Below are 25126 nucleotides of genomic sequence, written 5' to 3'. Positions count from 1 at the left end.
CATTCTTCATTCTTAATTTCATATAACGATGAGAAAAGATTTTAAGAACTTAGATATATATGCCGCATTTCAGCCCGCAAACGGTGCTGAGTGGCAAAAGGCTAACGGCATCCATGCTGATTGGAAGACGCCGGAACACATTGAAGTGAAGCCTGTTTATACAAAGGAAGACCTGGAAGGCATGGAACATCTGGGCTATGCTGCCGGTTTGCCTCCTTACCTGCGTGGTCCGTACTCTGTGATGTACACACTGCGTCCCTGGACGATCCGTCAGTATGCCGGATTCTCTACTGCTGAAGAGTCGAATGCATTCTACCGCCGTAACCTGGCTTCCGGACAGAAAGGTTTGTCCGTTGCCTTTGACTTGGCTACACACCGCGGTTACGATCCGGACCACGAACGTGTGGTAGGTGACGTAGGTAAAGCCGGTGTATCTATCTGCTCACTGGAAAACATGAAGGTTCTCTTCGATGGTATTCCTTTGAACAAGATGTCCGTATCCATGACAATGAATGGTGCTGTTCTTCCGATCCTTGCGTTTTATATTAACGCCGGTCTGGAACAGGGGGCTAAGTTGGAAGAAATGGCCGGTACTATCCAGAATGATATTCTGAAAGAGTTCATGGTGCGTAATACCTATATTTACCCGCCTGCATTCTCCATGAAGATTATTTCCGATATATTCGAATATACTTCTCAGAAGATGCCGAAGTTCAACTCTATCTCTATCTCCGGTTACCACATGCAGGAAGCGGGAGCTACGGCGGACATAGAGTTGGCTTATACGTTGGCCGACGGTTTGGAATACCTCCGTGCCGGAACAGCTGCGGGTATTGATATTGATGCTTTTGCTCCGCGTCTGTCTTTCTTCTGGGCTATCGGTACAAACCACTTCATGGAAATTGCCAAGATGCGTGCTGCACGTATGCTTTGGGCGAAGATTGTGAAACAGTTCAATCCGAAGAACCCGAAATCTCTGGCTCTGCGTACACACTCCCAGACTTCGGGCTGGTCACTGACCGAGCAAGATCCGTTTAACAATATTGGCCGTACTTGTATCGAGGCCATGGCTGCCGCGCTGGGACATACTCAGTCTTTGCACACCAATGCACTTGACGAGGCTATTGCGTTGCCGACGGACTTCTCTGCACGTATCGCACGTAACACTCAGATTTATATTCAGGAAGAAACTTACATCTGCAAGAATGTTGACCCATGGGGTGGTTCTTACTATGTAGAGTCTCTGACAAATGAACTGGCTCACAAGGCTTGGGAACTCATTCAGGAAGTTGAAAAATTGGGTGGTATGGCGAAAGCTATCGAAACCGGTATTCCTAAGATGCGTATCGAAGAAGCAGCTGCACGTACGCAGGCCCGTATCGACTCCGGTTCTCAGACTATCGTTGGTGTGAATAAGTATCGTTTGGAGAAAGAAGCTCCGATTGATATCCTTGAAATCGACAATACGGCAGTTCGTCTGGAACAGATTGAGAACCTGAAGCGTCTGAAAGAAGGACGTAATGAAGCTGAAGTGCAGAAAGCATTGGAGGCTATCACCAAATGCGTGGAAACCAAGGAAGGCAACTTGCTGGAATTGGCAGTGGAAGCTGCCCGTGTTCGCGCTACATTGGGAGAAATCTCTTATGCTTGCGAAAAGATTGTAGGACGTTATAAAGCAATAATCAGAACTATATCAGGCGTGTATTCATCAGAAAGTAAGAATGACAGTGACTTCAAGCGTGCTTGCGAGTTGACTGAAAAGTTTGCGAAGAAAGAGGGACGTCAGCCCCGTATTATGGTTGCCAAGATGGGTCAGGACGGTCACGACCGTGGTGCTAAGGTTGTAGCTACCGGATATGCCGACTGTGGTTTCGATGTGGATATGGGACCGTTGTTCCAGACACCTGCCGAAGCTGCCCGCGAGGCTGTTGAAAATGACGTTCACGTAGTGGGCGTGTCTTCACTGGCTGCCGGACATAAGACACTGGTTCCGCAGATCATCGAAGAATTGAAGAAACTGGGCCGTGAGGATATCATCGTAATTGCCGGTGGTGTAATTCCTGCACAGGATTATGATTTCCTCTATAGGGCCGGTGTAGCTGCTATCTTTGGTCCCGGTACTCCGGTTGCCAAGGCTGCTTGCCAGATTCTGGAAATCCTGATGGACGAAGAATAAGTTTAAGAAGTGAATAAGGCGCTGAGGCGCTAAAGTAATAGGCGGACTGCGGGTATTTTTATACTTGCAGTCCGTTTTCTTTTGCTTTTATCTCTGATTTTAAGTATATGCGCGAATTTTAGTTCGTTTTTAATTCCATATTAATTCTTCCGTTAACTATTCTCCCGCATCTTTGTGCTGTTACAGTTTTATCTTAAGAACCATAATCTAATAATTTATATGGCATGAAGAAATTACTACTTTTTTATGTTTTGGCTTTGTTAGCCTCATGTGTACAGGCACAGTCTGACGACAAACCTGGTAACTGGCAATTGATTGTGTCGGATGATTATCCGGCGGAAGATGTGGGAGTGGCGACTTATACCGTGACTACCGATTTCGGTGCTGACCCTACCGGTGCGAAAGATTCGCAAAATGCTTTTCAAACAGCCTTGAGCAAGTTGGGTGAAAACCGTCGGGGTGGTACGCTCTTTGTTCCGGCAGGACGTTACCGTATCTCCGGGAAATTATTCATTCCTACCGGAGTGACCATGCGTGGTGAGTGGAAACGTCCGGTGAAGGGAAAACCGGTTGAGGGAACGATACTGATGGTAGATATGAAAGGAGGTTCTGAAACAGAATCAAATGCGTTTATTACGATGGAACCCTCCACGGCATTAACCCATCTGAACATTTGGTATCCGCATCAGGACCCGGACAAGATAACTCCTTATCCACCCACGATACTGTACGGACGTGATGGTGTATGGGGAAATGATTATTGCAATGTACGGCATGTCACGCTGGTGAACTCTTATAGTGGTATCGTACTGTCGAGGAAGAATGGAGGAGGCTGCCCCAATATTTATGATGTGTATGGTACCCCGTTATTCCGTGGTATCGAGATTGATAATATAGCTGACGTCGGGCGTTTCGAGTGGATACACTTCTCGCCCGACTATTGGGCCGGCTCCGGTCTGGAAGGAGCGCCGGGAGTGGGAGGCGCTTATGCTGACTGGATATACAGGAACGGAACAGGTATTGTGATGCGCCGTAATGACTGGTCGTATACTTGCTATGTGGATATCGAGGGGTATAATAAAGGGTTCCGTACCGGAGTTTCCTTAGCGGGAGACGGTGCGCCGAACGGGCATAATTACGGATTTACTTTGCGGAACTGCAAGACGGGTATTTATGTGGACGGTACTTCATCGGCAGGTATCATGTTCACTCGTGTTCATATTGAAGATTGCGAGAGAGGAGTAGTAGTCACTTCCTCCAGCACCGGACCTGTGCAGCTTTACGGATGTGAGATTTCAGCTTCTGATGAAGCTGTATTGATGGAGGAAGGAGTTTCCGCCAAGCTGATGATGCAACAATGCACAGTAAATAAAGGTGCTGTGAATAGTTTAGGTGGTGATTTAATGGCTTCGGATACGGACTTCAACAATGATACTCCGCAGATTTACATCGGTTCCGATGCTCGTACAATACTGACGGGCAATCGTTTTGCAAAGACGGCAGAAGTGAAGAATCAGTCTTTATTTGAATGCCGCATTGACCACACGCCTGTCGAGACAAAACCTTTGCCGGATTTTCCTGAAATGAAAGTACCCGAAACCAAGCCCGATCGTCTGGCTTTATATAATGTACTTGATTTTGGTGCCGAGCCGTTTGTTGTCACGTTTAATGCCAGTTCAAGCAGTTCGTGGCTCCAGATAGATATCAGTTGGGGACTGCAAGAAGGCAAGGATAATACGGAGGCTATCCAGAAAGCGATGGACAAGGCGGCCAGTGAAGGAGGAGGTATTGTTTACTTGCCGGGCGGACGTTATAAGGTACTGGGTAACTTGACGGTTCCTACAGGTGTAGAATTACGGGGAGCCTCTGATTTTGCTACTGTTCCGAAGGGGCATGGCAGTATTCTTGAAGTCTATGCAGGACGTGGACAGGAGCAAGGTCAGCCTTTCCTGAAACTTTCGGCAGGCAGTGGCTTGCGCGGTTTGACATTCGACTATCCGGAGCAGGTAACTTCCAGCTTGCCTACAGTGACTAAATATCCTTATTGCATTCAGGTGACGGGAAAAGATGCATATATCGTGAATGTAGGGGTGAGAGCCGCATATAACGGTGTGGACTTGTTTACTTATAAATGTGATAATCACTATGTGGACTATCTTGCCGGACACGTTTTCATGAATGCTATCCGTATTGGTGGCGGTTCGGAAGGTGGTCGGGTTTGTAACATGCAGTTCAATTCCATTGTCTATGCTTGTGGTTCGGAAACTAAGTTCGGTTCGTGGCCCAATAGCCTTGCTGCGGATCAGAACAAGGCTTACAAGCAGAACCAGAATGAATTACGTTTTATCACTGTGGGGGATTGCCGCAATCAAATTCTATACAACGATTTCCATTACGGAGGTTTCGAGGGCATTGTCTTTCAGGCTGACGGGGGAAAAGCTGCATCCGGTCGTTCTTTAGGATTGGGTATAGACGGCTCCTGGAATTCTGTTGTTTACGAAGCTTTGGATCCGGCAGGTTTCGATATGATAAACTCCCAGTTAGTAGCCCTTGAAGGAGATGAATCTGTTTATTCGGAAACTCGTTTCCTGACTACCAAGGCGGATTTTTCTGGTGAAGTTACTTTGTTTGGTGCTGACTTCTGGGGGAGTGCTAAACATGGTGTAGTGGTTGAAAACGGAAAACTCAATTTGAATCTGGCTAACTTCAGCACATCCGGGCAGACGTCTTTCATGAATTTACCAAAGTCGACCGGTGCTGTTGCGCTGCATAATGCAGTGGTCAATACGAGAGATGATCTTATTTTTGCCAGTAGCGGACACGAGAAACAGGCGGCTGTGACATCTACCGTAACTGATGTGGCTGCCGCGGTAGCTGATAAGTTGGGTGTATGGGAGAACAATTTGCCAATAGCTCCCGTTTTCACGGCAACGGATGTATTGCTTTCCCGTACGAAGTGGACCATCACTGCCAGTACAAATAATTCCAATGCTCCTAAAGCCATCGACGACGATGCGGCTACACGCTGGGATACGAACGCTCCGCAGGAATCGGGACAATGGGTGATAGTGGATATGCAGTCGGCACATAAACTGAACCGCATTATTTTGGATACATCAAAGAGTCCGGGTGATGGTCCTGCGGGCTGTGAGGTGTATTTGAATACTGGTATAGACGGTGCTTGGAAACGGGTTGCCTCAGGAAAGAATGCGGGAGCAGTACAAATTATCTCTTTTCCGGCAGAGGAAGCCTCGAAATTCCGGATCGTGCAGACGGGAAGCAAAGGGAATTACTGGTCGATTCATGAACTTTACGCAGCTTGCGTAGATGAAATCGAGACAGGAATCTCACCGGAAGTTGCTTCACCCGTCGGAGAATTATATTATTACAATCAGCAGTTATCATGGAGCGGTTTGGACAGTAATGAGAATACGAAGATTGAAATTGTTGATTTATCGGGACGGCGGGTGCTATTACAACAAACAAACGATAATTATCTGAGATTACCCGGTATGCAGAATGGCTTTTATATTGTCATAGCTACCAATGGAGCAGATGTGTTGAGGAAGAAAATATTCTTCAAGGATTAAGGTTGCTGGTTTTATTGGTGAAAGGTCTTTTTGTTTAGTGTGCTAATTATCAGTGTGCTGCATTTACATCCTATTTGCATCTTGATGTAAAAGCCTTTACCGCTGGATGTAACGACCTTTACCACTTATTGTAACGCTCTTTACCTCGGTATGTAACGACCTTTACCTCGGCATGTAAATGGAGTTACCATTTGGGGTAAACCAAGTTACCATGAAAAGAAACAGCCGTGTCCTCGTAAGGTGAAATTCATTCACCTGCCGGGGCACGGCTGTTAGTTTGTAAGATGCTGCTTGCCTGTCCGTTGTATGCCGGACGACAGTCGCCTTGCTACCAGTTATATTCTTCTACATAGCTATCGAAATACTCTTCCTGTTGCAAGCCCAATTTCCTGGCCAGCGTCGTCACTCTTTGTTGTTCGGCAGGCGACAGTAAAGTTTCTCCTTTCCGTTTTTGATAATATCGTCTGATTCCCCAACTGCCTATCAGCCCGTAGCGGAACGTTCCTGATGCGCTGACAGCCAGTGCTTCCGTGGTGCGGACAAAACCTTTGGCATAGCGCACTTTTTGGTTGGAACGGTAATATTCGCACTTCCCTGCCATGGCTTCAATTGTTTTCGGGTTCAGTGTAGGCGGAAAAGTAACACTTGCCGGTGTATGAGTGTATGCAATCCGGCGTAGGCAAGTGTCGGCATGAGGGCAATCTGCTGTCGCGCACAGACCAAAGTTATGGGGAACTCTTGAATAATCGAATGATTCTTTTTCCATTGTGTTTTCAATTTAATGATTGTGCGGCAAAGGTACGATATATATATGAGGCACTTTTAACATCTTGCAAATAAATTTGTTTCTGTTTTCAGTTTGCATTACCTTTGCCAGACTAAAAAAAGAGATGAATGATAGTTTGTATTGCCGAAAAGCCCTCTGTGGCGCGTGACATAGCTGATGTATTAGGAGCGAAAGATAGGAGAGACGGATACATTGAAGGGAACGGATACCAGGTGACTTGGACATTCGGCCATCTCTGTACGCTTAAAGAGCCGCACGAATATACTCCGAACTGGAAATCATGGAGTCTGGGAAGCCTTCCCATGATACCGCCCCGCTTTGGAATTAAGCTCATCAGCAATCCCACTTACGAAAAACAGTTCCATACGATAGAATCCCTCATGCAGAAAGCCGACATGATTATCAACTGTGGTGATGCCGGGCAGGAGGGAGAATTGATTCAGCGCTGGGTGATGCAAAAAGCCGGGGCACGCTGTCCGGTGAAGCGGCTGTGGATTTCGTCATTGACGGAAGAGGCCATCCGTGAAGGTTTTGCCAAACTGAAAGATGCTTCCGACTTTCAGCCCTTGTATGAGGCCGGATTATCCCGTGCTATCGGTGACTGGTTGCTGGGAATGAATGCTACGCGACTTTATACCATGAAGTATGGGCAGAACAAACAAGTGCTCTCCATCGGCCGTGTGCAGACACCTACACTGGCACTCATCGTAAACCGCCAGTTGGAGATACAGAACTTCGTCCCCAAGCAATATTGGGAATTGAAAACGGTATACCGCGATACTACCTTCGCCGCCATAATCAGGAAGAGTGAAGAAGAACTGATTCTGGAAGCAGAGAAAAATAAGGAAGCCATTGCTGCCGGAAAGAAACCCAAGAAGGAAGAGGAAAACCGGGGAATAGACCCCATTGCCAATCAGGAGCAAGGTATGGCTCTGCTGGAACAAATCAGAAATTCCCCTTTTACAATTACGGATGTTTCTAAGAAAGAAGGGAAGGAAGCACCACCCCGTCTTTTTGATTTGACATCCTTACAGGTGGAATGCAACAAGAAGTTTGCTTATTCTGCTGATGAAACTCTGAAAATTATTCAGTCATTATATGAGAAGAAAGTAGCTACCTATCCGCGTGTAGATACCACTTACTTGAGTGATGATATTTATCCGAAATGTCCGGGTATTCTGAAAGGACTGCGTGACTACGCTACGTTTACGACTCCTCTGGATGGCACTACTTTGCTGAAATCAAAAAAAGTTTTTGATAATTCAAAGGTAACGGATCACCATGCTATTATCCCTACAGGGCAATATCCGCAGAACCTGACGGATATGGAACGTCGCGTATTCGATCTGATAGCGCGTCGTTTTATTGCAGTGTTCTATCCGGATTGTAAGTTTGCCACTACTACGGTATTGGGTGCAGTTGAAGAGATTGAATTCAAGACTACCGGTAAGCAGATTCTGGAACCGGGATGGAGAGTTATATTCGGAACTCCGGGGGCACAGTCGCAAGAAGAAAAAGATCCGGGAGAGGAAGAGAATGTATTACCTGCTTTTGTGAAAGGTGAAAGCGGGCCCCATGTGCCTGATTTATATGAGAAGTGGACGCAACCGCCTCGTCCTTATACAGAGGCTACCTTGTTGCGTGCCATGGAAACCGCAGGTAAACTGGTGGATAATGATGAATTGCGGGATGCCTTGAAAGAGAATGGCATCGGCAGGCCGTCTACGCGTGCGGCAATTATTGAGACTTTGTTCAAGCGCAATTATATCCGCAAGGAAAAGAAAAACCTGATTGCTACACCCACAGGCGTCGAACTTATTCAGATTATCCATGAAGAACTGCTGAAGTCTGCCGAACTGACGGGTATCTGGGAAAAGAAGCTCCGGGAGATTGAAAAGAAAACATATAATGCTGCACAATTTCTTGAGGAACTGAAGCAGATGGTTTCCGAAGTTGTGATGAGTGTGCTTTCAGATAACAGTAATCGGCATATTACAATTGTGCAGGCTGTGCAGGGAGCGACTGCAGGTGATAAGAACGGGAAAGCTGCTAAAGAAAAAGATGCTTCCAAGCCTAAGCGTCAGAGTAAGCCGCGGAAAAAGGCTGCTGAAGCTAAACCTGTCACACCGGTTGCTGGTGCTTCGCAGACAGCGAATATTCAGGCAGATGCAGCTCAGACAGGTGCTGCTCATACGGATTCTGTTGAGGGACAGGTTTGTCCGTTGTGTGGCAAAGGAACCATTATTAAAGGTAAAACCGCTTACGGTTGCTCCGAATGGAAGAACGGATGTACGTTTCGTCAGGCGTTTGATTCGGAATAAGGATACAGATAGTCTGAAAGGCTCTTAGGCATCAGGCTATCTGAGTTTTCTGCAAATGTAACGAGAAGGGATGAAAGATACAATAATCTGCCGATTTTTCAGTTTATTAGAATGAACAATGAAAAGTAATGGAGCATGAGATTATATAGGCGTTTTCTTTTCTTTTTTCTTTCTGTCGGTTTACTTCTCACTTCCTGTGGGGTGGGGCGGAGTTTGCGCCAGGCAGAGCAAAGCTATGCTCGTGGTGAATACTTTGATGCTGCCCGCCATTATAAAACCGCCTATACCCGTACTTCTCCGAAAGATCGTTCGCAACGGGGCGTACTGGCCTATAAGCAAGGCGATTGTTACCGACGCATCAATTATACATTGAAGGCCAAAGGCGCTTATATGAATGCTGTCCGTTATCGTTATCCGGATACTCTCTCTCATTTTTATCTGGCGGAAATGCTCCGTAAGAATGGTGAGTATGCAGCGGCTATACCTTATTATGAGAATTACCTTGCTTACGCACAGACCTTGCCTGCCGGGAAAGAACGTAAAGACTCTCTGACACAAATCGGACTCACTTCTTGTCGTCTGGCGCAGGAATGGAAAAAGAAGCCTACCCGATATATTGTAAAACGGGTGCCTATTCTTGTTTCCCGCCGGAGCGATTATTCTCCTATGTATGCGGGAGATGATCCCGATATCTTGTATTTCACCTCTACCCGTAACGAAGCGAAGGGTACTGACCTGAACGGTATTACCGGGATGAAAAGTGCTGATATATTTCATTCTAAGCGGAATGAGAAGAAACAATGGCAGAAACCCGAACCGCTTGCTTCGGAAGTGAACAGTGAGTTTGAAGAGGGGGCCTGCTCTTTTTCGTCGGATGGTAAAACAATGTATTTTACTCGCTGCCGGACGTTGCCCAATGCACCTGCTTATGCCGAGATTTATGTTTCTCAACGTGCCGGGGCAGAGTGGGGAGCTCCTCAGAAATGTGTAATTCTGAATGATACGCTTTCTTCTGTTGCTCATCCGGCGTTGTCTCCTGCGGGTGATTATCTTTATTTTGTATCTGATATGCCCGGTGGGCAGGGGGGGCTGGATTTGTGGCGTATTAACGTAACCCGCGACGGTTTCGGTTATGTCGACAATCTGGGACCTGAAATAAACACCTCTGCTGATGAGATGTTTCCTACCTTTTCGCCGGATGGTACTTTCTATTTCTCTTCTACCGGACATCCCGGTATGGGGGGGCTAGATATATTCCGTGCTATAACAGATAGCCTGACGGGGCGATGGCGTATTGAAAATATGCAGTCTCCGGTGAATTCACAGGGTGACGATTTCGGTATGACTTTTGAGCCCGGTGCTCCCAATCGGGGTTTCTTTTCTTCTAACCGTGGAGATGCCCGTGGCTGGGATCATATTTATAGTTTTGAGTTTCCAGAGGTACACCATGTCTTGAAAGGATTGGTGTATGATAAGGAGGGGGATGCACTCTCTGATGCGCTTGTCACTTTGGTGGGGGATGACGGTACTTATTTAAAGATAAACGTGAAGAAAGACGGTACTTTCACTCAAGAGCTCGCACCGGGATGCCGTTATGCCCTGTTGGCTTCCTGCCGTGGTTATTTGAATGACAAAGAAGAAATGGCAACGGAAAATATTAATGAGGATCGCCTCTATGAACTTGAGTTTCCGTTATCTTCCATTACCCGCCCTGTATTGATAGAGAATATTTTTTATGAGTTTGATAAGGCTGATCTGACGTCAGAATCTACAGTGGCTCTGGATGAACTGATAGAGTTGCTGAATGACAATCCGAATGTCACTATCGAACTGTCTGCGCATTGCGATTATAAAGGAAATGATGATTATAATCTTCGTCTTTCGCAACGCCGTGCAGAGTCTGTTGTACGCTATCTTATTAAGGGAGGGATTGATCCGGAACGTCTTACACCGAAAGGATATGGTGAACAGCAACCTAAAACAGTGACCAAGTTTACGCTGAAATCAGCACCTTTCCTGAAAGAGGGAGATGTGTTGACAGAAGAGTTTATAAAAAATCTCCCGCCGGAACAGCAGGAGATTTGTAATGCGATTAACCGTCGTACAGAGTTCAAGGTGCTGAGGACAACTTTTAAATGAAGAATTAAGAATTAAGAATTAAATAAAACTCTACCACCGCTTCAATACCTTTTCTGAAAATATCGAGCGGGAAGTTTTCGTTGGGTGAGTGGATGGCATTTGATTCTAATCCAAAGCCCATGAGCACTGTCTTAATGCCAAGTACTTGTTCGAACGTTGAAATGATAGGGATACTTCCTCCGCGTCGCACAGCCAGTGGCTTTTTTCCGAATGCTTTTTCAAAACCTTTCTCAGCGGCCTGATAGGCAGGTAGGCTGATAGGACATACATAACCTTGTCCTCCGTGCATCGGTGTCACCTTCACTTGTACCGTATCCGGAGCAATACTCCGAATATAATCGGCAAACATTTGCGAAATCTTGTGGTGGTCCTGATGCGGAACCAGACGGCAGGATACTTTTGCTGTAGCTTTGGATGGAAGTACTGTTTTAGAACCTTCACCGGTATATCCACCCCAGATGCCGCAAACGTCGAATGAAGGACGACAGCTGTTACGCTCCAGCGTACTGTAACCTTTTTCTCCGAACAGTTCTTTTACGCCAATAGCGGTTTTGTACTTTTCTTCATTAAACGGAATGTGTGCAATCATATCACGTTCTGCCTGCGGCACTTCTTCTACATCATCGTAGAAACCGGGCACTGTGATACGTCCATCCGCATCTACCACTTTGGCAATCATGCCGCATAGTACGTTGATGGGATTGGCAACAGCACCGCCGAAATGTCCTGAATGCAGGTCGCGGTTAGGTCCGGTTACTTCTATTTCCCAGTATGCCAGTCCGCGGAGTCCTGTAGTGAGTGAGGGCAGATCCGCCCCCAACATACTGGTGTCCGATACGAGAATGACATCGGCTTTTAATAGTTCTTTATGATCTTCACAGAAAGATTCCAGACTGGGTGAGCCAATTTCTTCTTCACCCTCGAAAATGAACTTGACATTGTTCTTCAACATGCCGTGCTTCACAAGATATTCGAAAGCTTTCACTTGGATGAATGCTTGCCCTTTGTCATCATCCGCACCGCGTGCCCAGATGTGTTCGTCACGTATTTCCGGTTCGAAAGGTTCACTTTTCCACAGTTCTAACGGCTCTGCGGGCATCACGTCGTAATGCGCATATATCAAAACTGTTTTTGCTGTAGGATCTACTGTCTTCTGTCCGAAAACAATCGGATTGCCTTTTGAGGGCATCACCAATGCTTCGTCTGCACCGGCTTCAATCAGAAGTTGTGCCCAACGCTCTGCACAGGCCAGCATATCATCATGGTGTTCCGGTTTTGCACTGATACTTGGTATACGGATGAGGCTGAACAGGTCTTCCAGCATCTTGGGTTCATTCTCTGAAATGTATTTCTGTATTTCGTTCATAAATATATATATAATAAGGTGATAAAGTGATAGAATGATAAAGTGATAGGGTAATGTCACTCTATCACCCTATTACTTTAACACCCTACCACTTCTATAATTGTGTAGTACGGTCAATAAGATAAAAGTCCAGTATGGTCATGGCGGCCATTGCCTCTACGATGGGTACTGCGCGTGGCAATACGCACGGATCATGGCGACCGCGGGCTTTCAGTGTGGTGTCTATTCCATCTATGTTGACCGTATGTTGCTCCATAAGTACGGTGGCTACAGGTTTGAATGCAACACGGAAGAAGATATCCTGTCCGTTGCTGATGCCACCTTGAATACCACCGGAGTGATTGGTTTTCGTTTCAATACGTCCGCAGTTATTGAAGAATACGTCGTTCTGTTCCGAACCTTTTTGCTTCAGGCCTTTAAATCCGTCACCGTATTCGAATGCTTTGGCAGCATTGATACTGAGCATGGCCGAGGCAAGCGAAGCGTGTAATTTGCCGAATACCGGTTGTCCCAGTCCGATAGGGCATCCTTTGATGACACACGTCACTACACCTCCGATGGTGTCACCTTCTCCCTTGATCTTGAAAATCAGCTCTTCCATTTCCTTCGCCTTTACAGGATCCGGACAACGTACGGGATTGGTATCTATAAGATCAAGGTCATAAGCGGTATAGTTTTCTTCCAGACGAATGGGGCCTACCTGCGAGGTATATGCCGTAATGCGTACCCCCAGCTGACGGAGTGCTTGTTTGGCAAGCGCACCTGCCACTACGCGTGAAATAGTTTCGCGTGCCGATGAACGTCCGCCACCGCGATAGTCGCGAATGCCGTATTTCACTTTATATGTATAATCCGCGTGCGAGGGGCGGTACACTTCCTTCATATTATCATAATCACTGGAATGTTGATTTTCGTTCCATACTATGAATCCGATGGGACATCCTGTCGATTTACCTTCGAAGATACCTGAAAGGAATTCTACTTTATCACCTTCCTTCCGTGCCGTTGTGATGAGGGATTGCCCGGGACGGCGACGATTCAGTTCCGCTTGCACGAAATCCATGTCAATGCGGATACCAGCGGGAAATCCATCAATGACGCCTCCGATGCCTTTACCATGTGACTCCCCAAAGCTGGTAAGGCGGAGAATGTTGCCGAATGAGTTGAACATAATCTTTTGCTTTAATGGTTTATGTATAAGGTTTATTCATGCCAAATCCTTTGAATAAAAGCTTTTGGATGCCTAAAGATAACAAATAGTTATGGATTTTTTCTCATGAGAAGGAAGAAATATTGTTTTTTTATGGAATGAGGTGTTTTTTATCCTGTGTTGAATTGTGCCAGGATCGTACCCGAACTGTATCTGAACCGTACTTGCTCCGTACATTTTTCGGTCAGAAGTACCTTTAGACGGAGAAACTACGGACTTGGTACGGAGCAAGTGCGTTCTGGGTGGGGTGAAAGGGGGGAAGAGGTGATATGAGATAATCCTTAATATTATAAATGAGATGTTGAAATGCTTATCTTAAGAAGGAATATATAGATAAAGATTAAAAAAAGGACAAAAATATTAATGTATTGACCTTGTTTGGTGTGATAAAAAACGGTTATTTTGCACCCCAAAAGTGATAAAAGAAGAAGCACGGTTACCCAGTGATGGGGAGCCATTATTAACTAAACAACAAAGATATGAAGAAAAATTTGTTTTATTTGTTTGCATTGATCTGCTCAATGAGCTTGTTTACTGCTTGTGATGATGATGATGATGAAGTAAGTCCTTGGATTGGAACTTATAAAATGTCAGAATATACAGCTGAGGATTATGAATGGACGGAAAATGAGACTACAAAGAATTGGCCTATGACAGGTGCCTTGTATACTGATTGGCAATTTACTGGAGAAGATAATTATCCAGAATTTATTTCAGCTTTATTTCGACATTTGGGTGGTTCTATTTTGCCTCAAGTCTTGAATTCAATCACTTTAGACAAAAGTGGAAGTATAATTGCTGATTATGTTGCAAGTCCTGAAATAGCTATGGATCCCTCTTCTATAATATCTATTTTCTTTACGGGTGCTTTTCCTACTGTGAGTGATGTAAAAGCTAATTTTGTGACAAGTGGTTTTACAACTTCTCCTAAGGATCTGGCATATTGGAGTGAGAAGAATGGAAAATTTGTTGTAAAACTGAATATTCCTGCTATTTTAACTGCTGCTACTGGAAGCGATGCAAGTGGTATGGGGGAAATTATAGAAACTGTATTGAGTGAAGATCCGGCTACTGTTAAAGCTTTGCTTGGTGGTTTGTTGAATGCTGATCTTAGTGGAATACAAAATGCTACTATTAACCAAATAGCGAGTTGGGCTAAAGATGGGATACCAATGAATATTAAAATAGCTGATAATGGCCATGTTCATATTTACTTAGATAAGAGTGCATTTGATAATCTGTTTACGCTTCGTAGTACAGGAGAAACTGATGATTCTGGAGAACCAGTGCTAACAAATGACTTGATTATACTTTGGAATGCGTTGGTTGCAGGTGGTGTAGTACCAGAAGAAGCACAGGCTGCTGGAATATTTATTCAGATGATAGGAGGATATTGGTCAGTGACGACGAACTTTAATTTAGGATTGGATTTAGTGAGAAACTAATTCAAATTTAGAAAAATAGGATGAGGATATTCGAAAGAGTATCCTCATTTTTTATTATATGTTATCTGTGAACGTGTTTGTAAATGTATGGAGTTATACAGTCCTTTTTTGTTCTATAAATAATTCTTGAACTTGAAAACAATCAAATGTTTTTAGTTGTTTTTTTAATTCAAAGCACTTTTGTTTTTTTATTTAGATAAAAAAGTTAATAAACTTCTTATTAAAAATAGAACATTAATAAGTAGAATAGACCTTTTAAATATTCTTTAAAAGCTGTTATTTTGCATCCTTAATTTATTGTAATGTAAAAACAGAACATTATTGCCTTCGTAGAGAAGGCTTGTATTAACTAAACAACAAAAATTATGAAGAAGAATTTATTTTATTTGTTTGCATTGATCTGTTCAATGAGTTTGTTTATAGCTTGTAGTGATGATGATCCAGACTATTCTACAGCGATTGATGGGGAAATTGTAGGTAACTATAAAGGAACATTGAATGTAACAGTACAAGGTCAACTTTTGGGAAAGGACATTCCACAAAAAATATCTGTAGCAAAGGCAGGGCCTGCTGCTATTAATCTTTCTTTGAAAGATTTCAGTTTTATGGGTATACCAGTGGGGGATGTTGAATTGAGTAATTGTGAACTGTCTAAAAAAGGTGATACTTACACTTTTACAGGGATTCAGAAGCTGGATGTGCAAACTTTGTCTTGTACTATAAATGCAGCAGGCACTGTTGCAAATGGTCAGGTAAAGATTGATATGGATATTGCTGCCGTTGTGAATGGGGAGAGCCAACAAGTAAAAGTGGTATATGAAGGGAAACGCCTTAACGGTTCAGAAAGTAGTGAAGCGAAGATTCTTAGTTTTGCCTTTGATCCAAGTAATGAAGCGAATGCAGTTGTAACTGAACAGCCCAAGTTGGATGAAGCCACTAATACATTTACTTTCAAGGTACTTGATGATGCTACTTCAGAAGAGTTGAAAGCTTTGGTTCCAACTGTTAAAGTTTCTGATAAGGCTACTTACTCTGTGGAAGGTGGAACTGCCGATTTCTCTCAGACTGTGGTTTATACGGTAGTTGCAGAAGATGGTACTGCTACTACTTATAAGGTGATATCTCCTAGTAAAACCTCTTTAATGAAGTTCCCTCTTGATGAATGGGAATCCGTACAAGAAGGGAGTTATGCTGAATATTGGGCTCCTCAACCCGCCGATCAGTTAGCATCATCTAATGGTGGTGTGAAAATGGTGAATGGTAGTGCTAATCCGGTGGGATATCCTGTAATGGTGGAAGAAGCTGGTTATAAAGGAAAAGCTGCTAAGTTGGTTACTTTAGATGCGAGAGGAAATGCTTTAACTGCTAAAAATGCTCCTTTAGCTTCAGGTTCTTTATTTACAGGTAAGTTCAATTTTAATTTTATGACAGCTATAACAGCCCCTTTAAAGATGACTGAGTTTGGAATTCCTTATGATAAAATTCCACTATCATTAAAAGGAGTTTATAAGTATAAAGGTGGTGATAATTATGTTGATGGTTCTGATAAAAATAATATAAAAGATAATCTTGGTCTTCAAGATGAGTGTGCTATTCAGGCTGTTCTGTATGAGGCAGTAGGTGCAGATGGTAAAGAAGTCATTCTTACAGGTCTTGATATCAATGATTCTGACTATCGTGTAGCTGTTGCGCATTTAGAAGATGGTACTGATAAGGCAGAATGGACGACATTCAATATTCCGTTTGAATATCTGGAAGGTAAGGCTTATGATAAAGAGAAAACTTATAAATTGGCTATTATCTGTTCTTCAAGTAAAGAAGGTGATAAGTTTAAAGGTGCTGTAGGTAGTACGCTAATTGTTGATGAATTGGAAGTTTTAGGAGAATAGGAGAACTATATATCAGAATATAAAAAATCCGAAAGTTTATAGCTTTCGGATTTTTTATATTCTGATATGATTTAGCTCTTTTAAGGGAGGTTAGAATGAATACCCAAATCCTATATTCAGATAAATAGGATACATGGCAAAACTAATAGTATTGAAGTCTTTCTTAAAGATATCATTTAAACCCCAAGTTAGGTCAGCATAAACATTCAGATGCTTGAAAGCTTTCCATTCGCCACCGAATTGTATGCCCCATTGGAATTTGCGGAGATCATCGGAGAAATCGTAGGTTGCAACGCTTTCTCCACTGAAGTCTACACGTGAACCTGTTTCATCGGGAGTACGGAGGTGACCTTCATAAACATGGCCAGAGAAATCACCTTCCAGTAAATAAGAAAAATAAGGTCCGGCTACGAGTTTCCAACGTTTGCTGACTTTATAGTTAGCAAGGACGGGGATAGTAAGATAGGAATTCTTTACTTTTGTTTTTACGCCTCCGGTCCACAAACCTTCCAATTCACCACCATTGGTATTGATAATCTTCATACCATAGTTTTTAACGGTAGCTTCTGTTGTCATGTTCTTTGTTTCCAGACGCAAACCTAGAGTCAATCCCCATAATTTTTTCTCGTCGAGCCATTTGGTAGCATTTCCTTCAATCGAAATGGCCATGCTGGGTACATAGCTATCTATTTTTCGAATTTCTTTAGGTAAGGGCAGTGGAGCGGTACCACCAATGCTGAATCCTGCCTTCAAAGAGTATTCCCATCCGCGAAGGTAGGATTGCGTGATACTTTTAGTTCTATCTTCCTGCGCTTTTATAGATGTGCTCCCTACTACTGCCAGCAGGAATGCTATAAAAATAATATTATATTTTTTCATAATCATTTTCGTTTTTAGTTCTCTTCACAAACTAATTCTACTTCGTCTATATAAAGTGTGCTGCCTACTGCTCCTTTGAAGTGGTCACCTTCTACGCTTGAAGAGAATATAATGCCAAGTTTATATTTTCCATTTTGAAGTTTTTGTTCATCGATGGATTTGTTGTTTTGGGGCTCGAACGGTAAATTGAATTCAGTCCATTGGTCAGTTTCCAGTGCTTCATTGGCTTTTATTTGTGCCAGATATACAAGCTTATCGGAAGTCTTGGCATTTGTGCCATCCAGCATGAATGAATTGTCGTCAGCTTCGTACATAATGGCATAGATGTCGAATCTGTCCTTCGAACCGCTTTGTGGCTGACCGTTTTCTGTATAAACAGGACCGGCTTTGTATTTGTAATACCCTTTCAGTGTTTTAGGATGCTTATAGAATTGAAAACCGAAGGTGGTTGCTTTGAGAGCACCTTCTTGTCCTGCCAATGCTTTGGTTACATCAAAATTACCGATAAATAGATTACCCGCAGCAATATACATTTTTACCATTGCACCAAAACTGCCAGTGTCTTTAGTTTCCAACTTCACACATTTCTTACTGTATCCGCCTTCTACTTGTACTGTAGGATAATCGGTAGGGCTTTTCGCCATCCCTGTTAATGCAAAGCCGGGATTTCCACTGGACCACTGTAGAACCTTTGATATTCCCTGTGAGGTACTTGGGGCGAACTCATAAAGAATATGGTAAGGAGTATTTTCTGCAACCAGCAAGTCCTCAAAGTGATAAACTGTTGGTAATTCTGTCGGTTTAATATTTATAGTATAAGTGGGTTTGAATTCACCATTTTCAGATGTTACGGTAAATGAACGTGAATTGCCTGCTTCACTAAAGTTATAGAAGTTTCCGGTATCTCCGTCTCTGCTATTATTAGGTTTGATAGTAGCACCTTCCGGTAGAGTAAATTTCAACTCTTGTTTGGCTAGGTCTGCACCTCTATGTACATATACATCAACTATCTTTTCATTTGCATTAATATTTGCCAGTTGCACATCTGCACCCGTACAACCGTCAATGGCCGCTTCAGAATTAAGCGCTTCGTCTTGTATACAAGAAGATATGGCAAATGCCAAAAAGAAACACGAGGTTAGCGTTTTAATCTTCATTTAATTCAGTTTTTGGTTATTAATAATGTAAAACTCGGGCGCAAAGTTAAGTTTCTTTTTTGAAATAGAAGACTTTGCGCACGTATTAAAAACATTTTTTCTAAATTTGTGTCCATTAAAATCAGTGAAATAATGATAACGGAAACGGAGAGAAAACGGATAATAGACCTGATACATCAGGAAGTGGTGCCGGCTATTGGGTGTACAGAGCCCATTGCAGTGGCATTGTGCGTAGCTAAAGCAACAGAAACACTGGGGACAAAGCCGGAAAGAATAAATGTGTTGCTAAGTGCTAATATTCTGAAAAACGCTATGGGAGTGGGCATTCCGGGTACCGGAATGATTGGCTTACCCATTGCTATTGCATTGGGGGCGCTGATAGGAAAATCAGAATATCAGTTGGAGGTGTTAAAAGACAGTACACCTGATGTAGTGGAAGAGGGGAAACGTTTCATTGAGGAAAAGCGCATTCATATTTCGTTGAAAGAGAACATCGAAGAAAAATTGTATATTGAAGTGTGCTGTGAGGCCGGAGATGATAAAGCTACAGCAGTGATTGCCGGAGGACATACCACCTTTATATATATAGAACGTAACGGAGAAGTTCTATTTCAGAAACAACATACGGCAAGCTGTGAGAAAGAAGAAGAATGCTTGGAACTGACTTTACGTAAAGTTTATGATTTTGCTCTGAATACTCCGCTGGATGAGATCAGCTTTATTCTTGAAACAGCCCGCTTGAACAAGGCGGCTGCCGAACGTTCTTTTGAAGGTAATTATGGCCATGGTCTGGGTAAGATGTTGCGTGGTACTTATGAACATAAGGTGATGGGAGATAGTGTCTTCTCGCATATTTTGTCTTATACATCAGGTGCCTGTGATGCTCGTATGGCAGGAGCTATGATTCCGGTAATGAGCAATTCCGGTAGTGGAAATCAAGGTATCTCTGCCACTTTGCCTGTACTCGTCTTCGCTGAAGAGAATGATAAATCAGAAGAAGAGCTGATACGTGCTCTGATGTTGAGTCATCTGACAGTAATCTACATTAAACAAAGTTTGGGACGTTTGTCTGCTTTATGCGGCTGTGTGGTTGCTGCTACGGGTTCCAGTTGCGGTATTACCTGGTTGATGGGAGGAACTTACGATCAGGTGGCTTATGCCGTTCAGAATATGATAGCCAACCTTACGGGTATGATTTGTGACGGTGCGAAGCCCAGCTGTGCGTTGAAAGTAACCACCGGTGTATCTACCGCTGTTCTTTCTGCCATCATGGCTATGGAAAACCGTTGTGTAACTTCTGTAGAAGGTATTATTGATGAGGATGTGGACCAGAGTATCCGTAATCTGACCAAGATAGGGTCGAAGGGAATGAATGAGACGGATAAATTGGTGCTGGAGATAATGACGGGGAAATAGTGATTAGTGGTGAGTGATTAGTGATTGGAAACTGTGCAGCATAATAGCGCAGCAGCTAATCACTAATCACTTACCGTTAATCACTATATTAATGATTGCATCCGCATCCACATCCCTGGTGATCGTGATCGCCGCATCCGTCGCCGCAATCGTCACCACAGCTATCGCAACCGCAACTGCATCCACCACCGCTCATCATACGAGCGATTTCAGCTAATTCTTCATTGGTTGCCGGGCGGCTTTCTATTACTTCACCTACAAAGTTCAGGTCGCAACCTGCCAAGGGGTGGTTCATGTCCATTACCACTACGTCTGCTTTAATTTCTTGTACGGTTCCGTTGATACGTTGGCCTTCAGAGGTCATTAAAGGCACTACGTTACCGGCTACAATACGTTCGCTATCAAACTTACCATCTACTTCAAAGATTTGCTTCGGAAGGTCGATTACATGTTCTTCGTCAAAGTCACCGTAAGCATCTGCGCAAGCGATGGTGAAATCAAACTTATCACCTGCTTTCAGACTTTTCACCTGATCTTCGAAAGACTCTAAAGTCAGACCCAGACCGGAAATGAATTGGAAAGGGTGTTCTGCGGTGGCTTCTTCGGTGAAATCTTTTTCACCATCTTCTATAGCGTATAATTTATAAGCTACGGTAATGTACTTGTTTTCTACTGTTTCCATTGATATATTCCTACTGTTTTTAAGTTAGTAATTCCTGTTTTTTCTTTTTGGAAGGGACAAAGATACGAATAATTTAGTTGGCGAATGAGCAAGCTCTTGTAATTTTCAGATTATTAAATGCTTCGAACCTTCTTGAATAATTCCTGTTCATGGTAGCGAATTACTCAGATTTACCTTGAATAAGTGATAAAATAAGATTTTAATGCGGGGTTTTCTTACGATTAATCATAATAATCTCATTTTTTTCTTCAAATTGTTTGGAGTTTATAAAAAAGCCCTTACCTTTGCAGCACAATTAACGAAAACAGTAAAGTAAATAAAGTTATGAACTTACATACATCTATTAACCTGGCAGTCCTGCATATTATTCGCGTCGTGGTCCTGGAATCAAGAGCGTGAGAAAGGTTGTGTATGTATTCGTACGTTAAGATATCAATTTAGGAGCCTTTCTCACCATATGTGAGGAAGGCTTTTTAATTAAAAGGAGATTTGAAGATGAAACACCAATTACGCAGTTCGTTCAGCACGCAAGGTCGCCGTATGGCAGGGGCTCGTGCGTTGTGGATGGCAAATGGCATGAAGAAAGAGCAATTAGGAAAACCTATTATCGCAATTGTCAACTCATTTACACAGTTTGTCCCGGGACATGTGCATCTGCACGAAATCGGACAACAGGTGAAAGCTGAGATTGAGAAGCTGGGGTGCTTTGCTGCCGAATTCAACACAATTGCCATTGACGATGGTATTGCGATGGGACACGATGGAATGCTTTATTCGCTTCCTTCACGTGACATCATTGCCGACAGCGTAGAGTATATGGTGAATGCGCATAAGGCGGATGCGATGGTTTGCATCAGTAACTGCGACAAGATTACTCCGGGTATGTTGATGGCAGCAATGCGCCTTAACATCCCTACTGTATTCGTTTCAGGCGGACCGATGGAAGCCGGTGAATGGAACGGTCAGCATCTGGATTTGATCGATGCTATGATTAAGTCGGCTGATGAAAGTGTAAGTGATGCCGATGTGACTCAGATAGAACAACATGCTTGTCCTTCTTGTGGTTGTTGTTCCGGTATGTTTACCGCTAACTCGATGAACTGTCTGAACGAAGCTATCGGACTGGCATTGCCGGGTAATGGTACGATTGTGGCTACTCATGCCAATCGCACGCAACTGTTCAAGGATGCTGCCAAACTGATTGTTGAAAATGCTTATAAATATTATGAAGATGGGGATGACAGTGTGCTTCCCCGTAGCATCGCTACCCGTCAGGCTTTTCTGAATGCCATGACGCTGGATATTGCGATGGGTGGTTCTACCAACACAGTGCTTCACCTCCTGGCTGTGGCACACGAGGCAGAGGCGGATTTCAGTATGGATGACATCGATATGCTGTCACGTAAGACTCCCTGTCTGTGTAAGGTTGCCCCGAATACTCAGAAGTATCACATTCAAGACGTAAATCGTGCCGGAGGCATCATCGCTATCATGAGCGAGCTTGCCAAAGGCGGATTAGTCAATACGAACGTAAAGCGTGTAGACGGTATGACGCTGGCAGATGTAATCGACAAATACGGTGTTACCAGCCCCAATGTTTGCGAAGAAGCTGTGAAGAAATATAAGAGCGCTGCTGCCGGAAAGTTCAATCTGGTATTGGGTTCGCAAGATGTCTATTATAAAGAATTGGATACTGACCGTGCCGGAGGTTGCATTCGCGATTTGGAACATGCTTATAGCAAAGACGGTGGTCTGGCAGTACTGAAAGGTAATATCGCTCAGGATGGCTGTGTAGTGAAAACGGCAGGTGTGGATGAAAGTATTTGGAAATTTACGGGTCCTGCTAAAGTGTTCGATTCACAAGACGCTGCTTGCGATGGTATCCTTGCCGGAAAAGTGGTTAGCGGTGATGTTGTGGTCATCACACACGAAGGTCCGAAAGGCGGTCCCGGTATGCAGGAAATGCTCTATCCGACTTCTTATATCAAATCGCGCCATTTGGGCAAGGAATGTGCACTGATTACGGACGGTCGTTTCAGTGGCGGTACGTCAGGATTGAGTATCGGACATATTTCTCCCGAAGCGGCTGCCGGAGGTAATATCGGTAAGATTCAGGATGGTGACATCATCGAGATTGATATTCCCGGACGTGCTATCAACGTCAAACTGACGGATGAGGAACTGGCAGCCCGCCCGATGACTCCCGTCACCCGTCAACGCGAAGTCTCAAAGAGCCTGAAGGCATATGCCAGCATGGTAAGTTCTGCCGATAAGGGTGCAGTGAGACTGATTGATTAACCGAGAATTGACAAATGAAATAGAATTCCATTATCCATTAATAGAATGAAAGATATAATAACAGGCGCTGAAGCATTGATGCGTTCCTTGGAACATCAGGGAGTAAAGACCATTTTCGGATATCCGGGTGGCTCCATCATGCCGGTATTTGACGCTTTATACGACCATCGGAAGACATTGAATCACATCTTGGTTCGACACGAACAGGGTGCTACTCATGCTGCACAAGGTTTTGCCCGCGTATCAGGCGAAGTAGGTGTTTGCCTGGTGACGAGTGGTCCCGGAGCGACGAATACGATAACGGGTATCGCAGATGCTATGATAGACAGTACCCCTTTGGTAGTAATTGCCGGTCAGGTAGGTACGGGATTCCTTGGGACGGATGCTTTCCAGGAAGTTGACCTGGTAGGTATTACGCAGCCTATCACGAAGTGGAGCTATCAAATACGTAGTGCCGAAGATGTGCCTTGGGCTGTAGCCCGCGCTTTCTATGTTGCAAAAAGCGGTCGTCCCGGTCCTGTTGTATTGGACTTTGCCAAGAATGCACAAGTAGAGAAAAGTGAATATACTCCTGCCAAGTTGGATTACATCCGTAGTTACCAGCCTGTTCCCGAAATGGATGAAGAGGCTGTGTGCCAGGCTGCTGAACTGATCAATCGTGCTGAACGTCCGTTGGTATTGGTGGGACAGGGGGTTGAGTTAGGCGACGCACAACAGGAACTACGCGCTTTCATTGAAAAAGCTGGAATGCCTGCCGGTTGTACGCTGTTGGGACTTTCTGCTTTGCCTACCGCGCATCCTTTAAATAAAGGTATGCTGGGGATGCACGGTAACTTGGGACCGAACATCAATACGAATAAGTGCGATGTACTTATCGCCGTAGGTATGCGCTTTGACGACCGTGTAACCGGAAAGCTGGATACGTATGCCAAACAGGCGAAAATCATTCATTTCGATATAGACCCTGCTGAGATAGATAAGAATGTGAAGACAGATATTGCCGTGTTGGGTGACTGTAAGGAAACTCTTGCTGCCGTTACGGCACTTCTGAAACCTGCTACTCACCAGGAATGGTTGGATAGCTTCTTACCTTACGAAAAAGTAGAGGAAGAAAAGGTGATCCGTCCTGAATTGCATCCGGCAAGCAAATCTTTGAGTATGGGAGAAGTGATCCGTGCCGTAAGTGAGGCAACGAATCATGAAGCTGTATTGGTTACTGACGTTGGTCAGAATCAGATGATGTCTGCCCGTTACTTTAAGTATAGTAAGGAACGTAGCATGGTAACTTCCGGTGGATTGGGTACGATGGGCTTCGGACTTCCCGCAGCAATCGGTGCCACTTTCGGACGTCCCGACCGCACTGTATGTGTATTTATGGGTGATGGTGGTCTGCAAATGAACATTCAGGAGATGGGAACCATTATGGAACAGAAGGCTCCCGTTAAGATGATCTTGCTGAATAACAACTTCTTGGGTAATGTACGCCAGTGGCAAGCGATGTTCTTCAATCGTCGCTATTCGTTCACTCCGATGCTGAATCCGGATTACATGAAGATAGCTTCTGCCTACGACATTCCTTCACGTCGTGTAATGACGCGTGAAGAACTGAAAGGTGCAATAGAGGAAATGATTGCTACGGATGGTCCGTTCCTGTTGGAAGCTTGTGTTATGGAAGAAGGCAATGTATTGCCGATGACACCTCCGGGTGGTTCGGTAAACCAGATGTTGTTGGAATGCTAACATAATGAAGAATGAAGAATTAAGAATGAAG

The 25126-nt window shown here is 44.1% G+C and carries 15 protein-coding genes; 9 read left to right on the top strand and 6 right to left on the bottom strand.

From position 1 onward, the window contains the following. Positions 1–28 precede the first annotated feature (28 nt). The gene (scpA, locus tag K6V21_RS26460) at positions 29–2176 is read left to right on the top strand and encodes a methylmalonyl-CoA mutase (protein ID WP_224320434.1); all 2148 of its coding nucleotides are present in this window, start codon (positions 29–31) and stop codon (positions 2174–2176) included. Positions 2177–2400: 224 nt separating this feature from the next. Further along, entirely contained in the window at positions 2401–5766 is a 3366-nt protein-coding gene (locus K6V21_RS26455; RefSeq protein WP_224320433.1) for a glycosyl hydrolase family 28-related protein, read from the top strand. A 328-nt stretch (positions 5767–6094) separates the two neighbouring features. Here K6V21_RS26455 and K6V21_RS26450 read toward each other — a convergent pair whose 3' ends face one another. Further along, entirely contained in the window at positions 6095–6532 is a 438-nt protein-coding gene (locus K6V21_RS26450) for a DUF6078 family protein (RefSeq protein ID WP_224320432.1), read from the bottom strand. Between the two features lie 128 nt (positions 6533–6660). On the opposite strand from K6V21_RS26450, the gene K6V21_RS26445 reads away from it, so the two are divergent. Both K6V21_RS26445 and K6V21_RS26440 read left to right on the top strand, forming a co-directional pair. Then, on the top strand, positions 6661–8874 hold the full coding sequence (locus K6V21_RS26445; protein ID WP_224320431.1) for a DNA topoisomerase 3: 2214 nt from the start codon (positions 6661–6663) through the stop codon (positions 8872–8874). A gap of 135 nt (positions 8875–9009) precedes the next feature. Beyond that, complete coding sequence (locus tag K6V21_RS26440; RefSeq protein WP_224320430.1) at positions 9010–11013, top strand: OmpA family protein; 2004 nt, start codon at positions 9010–9012, stop codon at positions 11011–11013. 4 nt (positions 11014–11017) lie between these two features. Here the strand turns inward: K6V21_RS26440 and K6V21_RS26435 are convergent, their stop codons facing one another. Beyond that, complete coding sequence (locus K6V21_RS26435; protein WP_224320429.1) at positions 11018–12379, bottom strand: dipeptidase; 1362 nt, start codon at positions 12377–12379, stop codon at positions 11018–11020. A gap of 94 nt (positions 12380–12473) precedes the next feature. Continuing rightward, on the bottom strand, positions 12474–13550 hold the full coding sequence (gene aroC / locus K6V21_RS26430) for a chorismate synthase (RefSeq protein ID WP_007210363.1): 1077 nt from the start codon (positions 13548–13550) through the stop codon (positions 12474–12476). A 518-nt stretch (positions 13551–14068) separates the two neighbouring features. On the opposite strand from aroC, the gene K6V21_RS26425 reads away from it, so the two are divergent. Further along, the gene (locus tag K6V21_RS26425; RefSeq protein WP_224320428.1) at positions 14069–15034 is read left to right on the top strand and encodes a DUF4925 domain-containing protein; all 966 of its coding nucleotides are present in this window, start codon (positions 14069–14071) and stop codon (positions 15032–15034) included. 365 nt (positions 15035–15399) lie between these two features. Continuing rightward, on the top strand, positions 15400–16923 hold the full coding sequence (locus K6V21_RS26420; protein WP_224320427.1) for a PCMD domain-containing protein: 1524 nt from the start codon (positions 15400–15402) through the stop codon (positions 16921–16923). Between the two features lie 90 nt (positions 16924–17013). Here the strand turns inward: K6V21_RS26420 and K6V21_RS26415 are convergent, their stop codons facing one another. Both K6V21_RS26415 and K6V21_RS26410 read right to left on the bottom strand, forming a co-directional pair. Further along, the gene (locus K6V21_RS26415) at positions 17014–17802 is read right to left on the bottom strand and encodes a porin family protein (protein ID WP_224320426.1); all 789 of its coding nucleotides are present in this window, start codon (positions 17800–17802) and stop codon (positions 17014–17016) included. Between the two features lie 14 nt (positions 17803–17816). Further along, positions 17817–18959: a PCMD domain-containing protein gene (locus K6V21_RS26410; RefSeq protein WP_224320425.1), complete on the bottom strand. Its 1143-nt coding sequence runs from the start codon at positions 18957–18959 to the stop codon at positions 17817–17819. A gap of 132 nt (positions 18960–19091) precedes the next feature. Between K6V21_RS26410 and K6V21_RS26405 the strand changes: the two genes are divergently transcribed. After that, positions 19092–20375 carry a serine dehydratase subunit alpha family protein gene (locus tag K6V21_RS26405; protein ID WP_224320424.1) on the top strand — a complete coding sequence of 428 codons (1284 nt, stop codon included), beginning with the start codon at positions 19092–19094 and terminating at the stop codon, positions 20373–20375. A gap of 88 nt (positions 20376–20463) precedes the next feature. Here K6V21_RS26405 and K6V21_RS26400 read toward each other — a convergent pair whose 3' ends face one another. After that, entirely contained in the window at positions 20464–21057 is a 594-nt protein-coding gene (locus K6V21_RS26400) for a peptidylprolyl isomerase (protein WP_217714206.1), read from the bottom strand. A gap of 495 nt (positions 21058–21552) precedes the next feature. On the opposite strand from K6V21_RS26400, the gene ilvD reads away from it, so the two are divergent. Together ilvD and ilvB are read left to right on the top strand one after the other, a co-directional pair. Further along, on the top strand, positions 21553–23355 hold the full coding sequence (gene ilvD / locus K6V21_RS26395; RefSeq protein ID WP_224320423.1) for a dihydroxy-acid dehydratase: 1803 nt from the start codon (positions 21553–21555) through the stop codon (positions 23353–23355). Between the two features lie 45 nt (positions 23356–23400). Then, positions 23401–25095, top strand: a complete 1695-nt coding sequence (gene ilvB / locus K6V21_RS26390; protein ID WP_224320422.1) for a biosynthetic-type acetolactate synthase large subunit — start codon at positions 23401–23403, stop codon at positions 25093–25095. Positions 25096–25126 lie beyond the last annotated feature (31 nt).

It is taken from the genome of Bacteroides cellulosilyticus, from assembly GCF_020091405.1.
Lineage (GTDB): Bacteria > Bacteroidota > Bacteroidia > Bacteroidales > Bacteroidaceae > Bacteroides.
Note: the sequence above shows the minus strand (reverse complement) of the source record. Positions and strands in the feature narration are given on the sequence as shown.